8 protein-coding genes are annotated in these 5,888 nt (G+C 47.6%); 5 read left to right on the top strand and 3 right to left on the bottom strand.

Annotated elements, in window-relative coordinates; all coding sequences use genetic code 11:
* The first annotated feature begins 169 nt into the window (after window positions 1–169).
* Window positions 170–631 (top strand): HD domain-containing protein, encoded by a 462-nt coding sequence (locus tag FH603_RS27535; protein ID WP_244968044.1) that lies wholly within the window; start codon window positions 170–172, stop codon window positions 629–631.
* A gap of 250 nt (window positions 632–881) precedes the next feature.
* Here FH603_RS27535 and FH603_RS27530 read toward each other — a convergent pair whose 3' ends face one another.
* The gene (locus FH603_RS27530) at window positions 882–1,181 is read right to left on the bottom strand and encodes a DUF433 domain-containing protein (protein ID WP_186742457.1); all 300 of its coding nucleotides are present in this window, start codon (window positions 1,179–1,181) and stop codon (window positions 882–884) included.
* Between the two features lie 181 nt (window positions 1,182–1,362).
* Here FH603_RS27530 and FH603_RS27525 point away from each other — a divergent pair, with 181 nt between their 5' ends.
* The 4 genes from FH603_RS27525 to FH603_RS27510 all read left to right on the top strand — a co-directional run bounded on the left by FH603_RS27525 (window position 1,363) and on the right by FH603_RS27510 (window position 4,107).
* The gene (locus FH603_RS27525) at window positions 1,363–1,839 is read left to right on the top strand and encodes a hypothetical protein (RefSeq protein ID WP_235985652.1); all 477 of its coding nucleotides are present in this window, start codon (window positions 1,363–1,365) and stop codon (window positions 1,837–1,839) included.
* 417 nt (window positions 1,840–2,256) lie between these two features.
* A complete protein-coding gene (locus FH603_RS27520) occupies window positions 2,257–2,613 on the top strand; it encodes a plasmid mobilization protein (RefSeq protein ID WP_186742455.1) in 357 nt (118 codons plus the stop codon).
* Entirely contained in the window at window positions 2,610–3,503 is an 894-nt protein-coding gene (locus FH603_RS27515; protein WP_186742446.1) for a relaxase/mobilization nuclease domain-containing protein, read from the top strand. Before FH603_RS27520 ends, FH603_RS27515 begins: the two co-directional genes overlap by 4 nt.
* Window positions 3,487–4,107 (top strand): hypothetical protein, encoded by a 621-nt coding sequence (locus FH603_RS27510; protein ID WP_186742438.1) that lies wholly within the window; start codon window positions 3,487–3,489, stop codon window positions 4,105–4,107. Before FH603_RS27515 ends, FH603_RS27510 begins: the two co-directional genes overlap by 17 nt.
* Window positions 4,108–4,119: 12 nt before the next feature.
* On the opposite strand, the gene FH603_RS27505 is transcribed toward FH603_RS27510, so the two are convergent.
* The gene (locus FH603_RS27505) at window positions 4,120–4,344 is read right to left on the bottom strand and encodes a hypothetical protein (RefSeq protein ID WP_186742437.1); all 225 of its coding nucleotides are present in this window, start codon (window positions 4,342–4,344) and stop codon (window positions 4,120–4,122) included.
* 41 nt (window positions 4,345–4,385) lie between these two features.
* Window positions 4,386–5,345 carry a replication initiation protein gene (locus FH603_RS27500; protein WP_186742436.1) on the bottom strand — a complete coding sequence of 320 codons (960 nt, stop codon included), beginning with the start codon at window positions 5,343–5,345 and terminating at the stop codon, window positions 4,386–4,388.
* Window positions 5,346–5,888 lie beyond the last annotated feature (543 nt).

The raw sequence follows: 5,888 nt of genomic DNA, 5'->3' as shown, positions 1-5,888 counted from the left end.
TGGTGCTGAGCCCTTTGCGCCGAACGGCATCTTGGTTGCCACAGTAGCGGCATGAGACGACGAGTGTTACCATGCAATAAAGACGAAGAGTCCACGGTTACGTCACGACCGACTCTTCAATAGCGACCGAAACGAAAATGACGCAGAGCATAGCTGGCATTTAGCGGTAATGGCCATTATATTGGCTGAACATGCTAACGTTTCTGTCGATGTGTTGAAAGTCGTAAAAATGTTGCTCATCCATGATATCGTTGAGATTGATGCTGGCGATACGTTCATTTACGATACGCAAAAAAGCCACGACAATACGGCCGAAGAACGAATTGCGGCAGAACGTATTTTTGGCTTATTGCCTGCTGACCAAGCCCATGAATTACTCGCTATTTGGGAAGAATTTGAAGAGCGCAAAACGGATGAAGCGAAATTTGCCAGAGCGATGGACCGGCTCGAGCCCCTGCTACAAAACGTATCAAATAATGGGGGTACCTGGCGAGAATTTAAGGTTGGATTTGATCAAGTGTATCAAAAAAAGCAGGCTATTCAGCATGGTTCTGAGTCCATCTGGGCGTATGCCGAACAGCTATTACGTGAGAGTGTAGAAAGTGGTATTTTGAAGAAAACGACGGTATAGAAGTAGAAAATAGACAACGTACGAAATGGCGGTAATAAGGTACGTTGCTACGAATAGCATTTTTTCAGGATCTGTTGTATAACTACGGTGACTGTTGCAAAAGTCAATGGAGCCCTTTACTGGCAACCAAAACCGGTTGTTTGGGGATCGAATTTAGAGTAAACTTGGCGCATCTGCCCCACCCCGCAACGCACTGATCTACTTTTGCAACAACCACTGATGTTATGTAAATAAGCGTTGAACTGGCAAGTCAGAGCTTACCAGTAATTTGCAAGTAAACAAACAGGCTACAGGCTCGAATATCGGCCTCGGTGAGATCGGGATGGGCCTGTGTTAACTCGGCTCTCGTTACGCCATTGGCCATCTGTTGGATTAGCTTCCAAACGGGCATATCAATACCCGGTAGATAACTGTCTTCACCAGGCAATATGACTAGTCGGCTCTTGTGGACCTCGTTAATCCATTCTGTTTCCAGACTTGTCATGGCTTCATTCATTAATGAATGGAGCCATGACTTAGTCAAGCTCGTTAGTAGCAGTAAATAACGCATCGGTAAATTGGTCGTGCACAGGAGACTCCTACTAAATCGGCAAGGTTGGAAACCCTGTTCTATAATCGATGTTATGATAAGTTAGAGTAAGATCGAGAAAAGTCATACTATATGTCATACAATTGATTCAGTCTGAAAAAAGCGTTTAGTTTGCTGTATACTAAATGTATAACTTTTCTCAATGGCTGATCAAGACCCGCTTACAGAACTCGAATTTAGTAAACAGCAGTCTGAAAACACGATTACAGAACTGCCATTAAGTACTACACCCCCTGATATCTTAGAAGAGAGTGGTAAGAAGGGCAAAGGTGGCCGTCGTCGTCATGCGCCTGATGTTGGAGTTTGGTCAATTCGTGGTATTGAGTTTGAAACTCGTACAGCCTTTGAGAAAGCTGCCGAGCGAAGTGGTAAAACCATTGGTCAGTATCTAAATGAGGATTTACGGCAGTATGCCCAAGAACAGCTTAAGAAAGGAAATCAGCCACCAGCTCGTCAGGAAGATCTACGGACTGAGATTGATGATTTGAAGTCAGTTGTTGTCCAACTAGCTCAACGTACAGAATTGGACAATCAACGAGACGAGGAACTTCGTATTATCCGGGAAGCTATCCAGCAACGCCCAGCCAGTTTCCGAGAATGGTTATTCGGTAAAAAGTAGATTTCTTGTTTCCCCCTTTCCAATGCCAGGCGAACGTATGGTCCAGCGGCTACAAAGTTTGATTAACGAACATCAAATTAAACAGATTAATATCTGTCGTTTCGGCGATTCTAAACTCCATGATCAGAGTGAGGAGTGGAGCTTTGGCCATGAATATATTCAAGTCGGTGGCCAGCCTTACAACCTAGATCGAGTAGTGACGTTTAAGGTCGTTGATCAAGTCTTACACCTTTATTTTTAGGAATCATACAGCTCCGCTTGCGGAGTTGCTGACGCGTGCGTATTTTGCTGGTCTGATTGCGTAGCCAGCCATGTTTACTACCTTAAAAACCCTCCTATCGTCGAGCTTTCTCGGTCGTAAACGGCTGTCCCCCCTCCGACTGTCGGGGGTGAAAAAACCACTTAATTGAACAAGTTATGGTCGAGAATGAACCGGTTAAAAAGAAGGGTGGCCGCCCGCCCAGCCCCAAGAAGCGGGATAAGAAAATTAACCTCTACGTGACGGGGCTGGAAGAGCTGGCCATCAAGAAACGGGCCGAGCGGGCAGGCCTGAATCTGTCGGATTACTGCCGCCAAATCGTGCTCACTGGTCAGGCTCAGGTACGGCTAACCCCCGAGGAGAACGCGACCCTAAACGAGGTGGCCCGAGTGGGAAATAATCTGAACCAGATCGCCCATAAAGCCCATGCTGACGGTATCCGCTCGATTGCCTTTGAAGCCAGTCGCTTACTCCAGCAGTTGAACCAACTGCTGAATAAACCCTCGGAACTATGATTGGCAAAACCAGCATTGGCCGCAGCTTCAAAGGCTGCTGCGGCTACAACATGGAAAAGGTGGAAAAGGGGAAAGGCGAGGTGATCCTGTCGCAGGGGGTGCGCGATTACGAGCTAAAAGGCATGGTGGCCGACTTTGTGCGCCAAGCTCAGATGAACCCCGATCTAAGCCGCAGCGTCTGGCATACGGCCGTTAGTTTCGACCCGAGGGACGAGCCCCGCTTACGGGCTGATCCGCAGCTCATGCACAAGGTGGCCAGCGACTACCTGAAGGGGATGGGGCTAGCTCAATCGCAGTACGTGGTCATCCGCCACACCGACACGGCCCACGCTCATTTTCACATCGTGGCCAACCGGGTCGCTAACGACGGGCAGACCGTCAGTGATGGCCACAATTACAGCCGTTCCGAGCAGCTTTTACGCCAGATCGAACAGCACTACGGGTTAACCCCGATGCAGGAGCAGGCGCAGCGGTTAAGCGTCGAGAACCTACCTGAGCGCGACCGCAGCCGTATCGAGCTACGCGACCAGGTGCGGGAGAGTCTAAGCCGCTCGACCAGTGGCCAAGAGTTACGGGACGATTTAGCCAGGCACCACATTGCGATGATCGTCAACCGGGATCAAGCCGGCCAGCCCCGTGGCATCAGCTTCGAGCAGGTCAAAGCCGATCAAAACGGGGAGGAAATCACCGTCGCCTTCAAAGGCTCCAAGCTACACCAGCACTTAAGCCTGGGTCAGATTCAGCAGCAATTGGCTATCAACGCGCAGCTACGCCAGAAACAGGCCCTGGAAGCCGCTAAAGAACAAGAAAGGGTGCAGGCCCAAAAACTGGAGAAGTCTCCGCAAATCGAAGAAAAACGACTCAAACGCGGCCATGGCCGCAGCCTGTAAGATGGAGGATAGCCAATTAATTTCTGAACTCTTAGCCGTGTTAGCCAAAGACGTAGCCGCCCTTAAAGCCCGTGTCGATAAGCTACCCACTCAAAGCCCAACTGATTACCGAGCCAGCATCGACGGGTTAACCGAAGCAGTGCAGGAAACGCAAAAGCAGTCCAAGCAGGCCCCCGTAGCCATAGACCTGAGTACGATCACGACTCGGCTCGACCGGATTGAGCAGATAAGCCGCCAACGCCCGGAGTACACGATGAGCCAGTACGTGCGCTACGGGGGCTACGTGTTCGGGCTGATGATCGTCCTGGTGGTGGGGTTGACCTGGCTGGCGCTGGATTGGAAAGGGGAGCGAGACGAGTTCCGAGCCGCTTACTGGCAGGCGGATTGGCGGGTACGCTACACCAGGCAGGCCAATCCGGATTACTACAATTTTATGGAAGCCCAGTTCAAGGATAACGGGATTTATACGTGGATCGGTGAACAGGAGGAAGCCGACCAAAAGCGAGCTTTGGCCCGCGAAGCCGCCGAGCAGGCGAAAGCCTTATCTCGCCAGGCGAATGAACTGGAAGGGAAGGAAATGACCAAGGGGAAGAAAAAACAGTAAAGACGATCTTCCCTAAACGATAAAATCCGTGTTTGGCCCAGCACCGGGTCCATTGAGCGATTTGGCTTGTTTGGCCTTCTCGATGGCTAGAACTTCTGCCAGGGTCATATAAGGCCCCTGGTGGTTGGCCCAGGCTTCTTCCGATTCGTCCATTTCCCGTTCGGTCATGCCGTTCTTAATGACCGCTATCATCTTGGGAGCCGTCTTCCTGGTTGGTTTTTTCGTCGTCTTGAGCATACTTATCCCTTGTTTTACGGCCAGCAGGCCAACAACTAGAATCAGGCATCTTTCTCTTTCCCCTTTGGCTGTTTCAACCCTAGGCGGATGAGCAGGTAGCCTGCTATGTTCCTTTCTACTTTTACCTTGCCCGTCTGCACTTCGTAAGCAAACTTATTGACTTCCTGAATCAGATCCGCCGAGTTCATGATCTGATTGACTACATCAGTCCGTTTGATGCTCCACTTTTCTAGTAAGAGCCGTGTATTTTGGTATTGGGCATCAGATACACCTGCCAGAGCCGACCCCCCCTTAATGGATTTGTCTTCTACCGGCAGGACGATAGCCAGCGGTTGCCGTTTGATTGTAAATGAAACACTTTGAAAACTACGGCCTCGTTTGTATAAGACGTAGTCTATCTGTAAATCAGTGTGTTCATTGATTTGTTTCTTTGCTTCATCAAGAACGAAACGTTTAAATTCACCTATCTGCTTGTATTGCTCGTTACCCTTGTCATCGAGTAAGGAAAGCATTTTCTTAAGTTCAGGAATTTTGTAAACGGGGGTCTCACCTTTGTCATTCCACTGACTGCATAGGGTATATAGCCGTTTGGCATACTTACTACCCAACCGTAGAGCCGCATACAACTCGAAGGAGGTAAAATTGTCCTTCAGATCGAACAAATAAGGTTTTATATCATCGGAAAGCCTTACTTCAATACGTCCCTCACCAATTACGTACTTAACCCGCTGAAACATCCATAGTTGTTCATAACTCTTTGGTGTTGAGACTTCAAACATACGGCTACCCATCTCCTCAGTGGCCTGTTTAAGGTAGCCGTACTTGTACTCTTTCCCTGTCAAAGCCGATAAATTTTTTACCACAATCTCATAAACTCCATCTGTCTTATCCTTTCTGAGTATCGAAAGGAGGTAAAAAAAAATGTCTAATTGTAGTTCTGAATACTCATAACGGGCAGTAGTAATAGCGTTATGCTGGCGAATTGAAACGGGTTGGTTCATACTGGAAATATCTGATTCATTGATGATTAGCTCTATAACGCAAAAAAAGAGAATTATTAAAGATACTCTTTATAATTTCTCTTTTTTCACGGACTAAACCTCTTTTTTTCACGGACTAAACCTCTTTTTTCACGGACTAAACCTCTTTTTTCACGGACTAAACCTCTTTTTTCACGGACTAAACCTCTTTTTTCGCTATATATATAGGATAACAAATAGAACAAAGATTACAAATAACACAAAGATTGTGTTGTCGAAAAAAACGGCTTCTAGGGAGCTGACGCAAATCGAAGGGGCTGCCGCCAATTGAGAAAGGGTGGGAAAGGGGAAACAAAAAAAACAAAAACACCAAAAGAAGAGAAAAGGCAGGAGGGGGCAAACTATAAATTTAGTTATTAGAGTATAAACATACTAAGATAGGTTTATATTAAATATAGACTTTTCGATAACGTGTTAGAATCGCTACCTTACCCAAATACAAATTAACTTTTGGCCCCATGCGTGTTGACGATGCCGATTTACTTGACGAAGTACTACTGGAAA

The organism is Spirosoma utsteinense, from assembly GCF_014282275.1.
GTDB classification, from domain to species: domain Bacteria; phylum Bacteroidota; class Bacteroidia; order Cytophagales; family Spirosomataceae; genus Spirosoma; species Spirosoma utsteinense.
This window is presented reverse-complemented; position numbering and strand designations above follow the sequence as displayed.

What these genes read in the sequence shown, in the direction of transcription:
- FH603_RS27535 (WP_244968044.1), top strand. Translation starts at nt 170, where the DNA reads ATGGCCATTATATTGGCTGAACATGCTAACGTTTCTGTCGATGTGTTG.
- FH603_RS27530 (WP_186742457.1), bottom strand. Translation starts at nt 1,181, where the DNA reads ATGCGTTATTTACTGCTACTAACGAGCTTGACTAAGTCATGGCTCCAT.
- FH603_RS27525 (WP_235985652.1), top strand. Translation starts at nt 1,363, where the DNA reads ATGGCTGATCAAGACCCGCTTACAGAACTCGAATTTAGTAAACAGCAG.
- FH603_RS27520 (WP_186742455.1), top strand. Translation starts at nt 2,257, where the DNA reads ATGGTCGAGAATGAACCGGTTAAAAAGAAGGGTGGCCGCCCGCCCAGC.
- FH603_RS27515 (WP_186742446.1), top strand. Translation starts at nt 2,610, where the DNA reads ATGATTGGCAAAACCAGCATTGGCCGCAGCTTCAAAGGCTGCTGCGGC.
- FH603_RS27510 (WP_186742438.1), top strand. Translation starts at nt 3,487, where the DNA reads ATGGCCGCAGCCTGTAAGATGGAGGATAGCCAATTAATTTCTGAACTC.
- FH603_RS27505 (WP_186742437.1), bottom strand. Translation starts at nt 4,344, where the DNA reads ATGCTCAAGACGACGAAAAAACCAACCAGGAAGACGGCTCCCAAGATG.
- FH603_RS27500 (WP_186742436.1), bottom strand. Translation starts at nt 5,345, where the DNA reads ATGAACCAACCCGTTTCAATTCGCCAGCATAACGCTATTACTACTGCC.